The organism is Lamprobacter modestohalophilus (genome assembly GCF_016583905.1).
GTDB classification, from domain to species: domain Bacteria; phylum Pseudomonadota; class Gammaproteobacteria; order Chromatiales; family Chromatiaceae; genus Lamprobacter; species Lamprobacter modestohalophilus.
This window is the reverse complement of record NZ_NRRY01000191.1, coordinates 1-764: the sequence shown is the minus strand read 5'-3', so window position 1 is coordinate 764 and position 764 is coordinate 1. Positions and strand designations below refer to the sequence as shown.

General features: G+C 63.5%; 1 protein-coding gene. It reads right to left on the bottom strand.

Translation table 11 applies throughout. The features are described 5' to 3' along the window. Nucleotides 1–764, bottom strand: a 764-nt coding sequence (locus tag CKO42_RS26830) for a transposase (protein WP_242479743.1), incomplete at both ends; no start/stop codon positions are given.

Sequence of the window (764 nt, the reverse complement as noted above, 5' to 3'; positions counted from 1 at the left end):
TCAATGAAGTTGGCGAGTTTCTCATGAAGATCATCGACCGAGAGGAAGTTGCCGCGGCGGATCACTTTGCGCGCCAAGATGGAGAACCACATCTCGATCTGGTTCAGCCAAGAGGCATGCTTGGGCGTGAAGTGACACTGGATGCGGTGGCTCGGATCACGCAGGAAGCGCTCACGCGTGGCCATCGACTTGAGGATGCCGGATTTGCCTTTGACGCCAAGATCGATGTCGAGCTTGCAGGCCTCGGCGACGAGGCGCACAACCGCTTCCGAGCAGTGGATGTTGAGGTTGTCCATGATCAAGTGCCACCGCGTGGTGTCGTCGCGTTGGGCGAGCAGGTCGGCCAAGTACTCAGCAAAGTCCTGCTCGGTGCGCGTTGGACCCATCCGATAGGCGACTTGTCCCGTGACCACATCGAACGCGGCGATCAGGGTCAGGGTGCCATGGCGGATGTACTCGAACTCGTGGCGCTCGACCAGACCGGGGCGCATCGGCAAGGTTTCCGCCGCGCGCTCCAGGGCCTGCACGCCGGTCATCTCGTCGATGCTGTGCGTCTCGATGCCAGCCGCGGCACGCTCAGGGGCCAGCCGATAGGTCTCGCAGACATCCTGGCACTTCTCGTCGAACTGCGCATCGCGGGGCGTGTTGATCCAGCCCCGGGTGCGGTGCGGCTTGAGGTCGGCCTCGCGCAGAAAGCGCCCGATGGAGTCCGGCGAGATGGACTCCACGATGCCGCGTGCGATGGCCTCGGCGGCCAAGTCCGC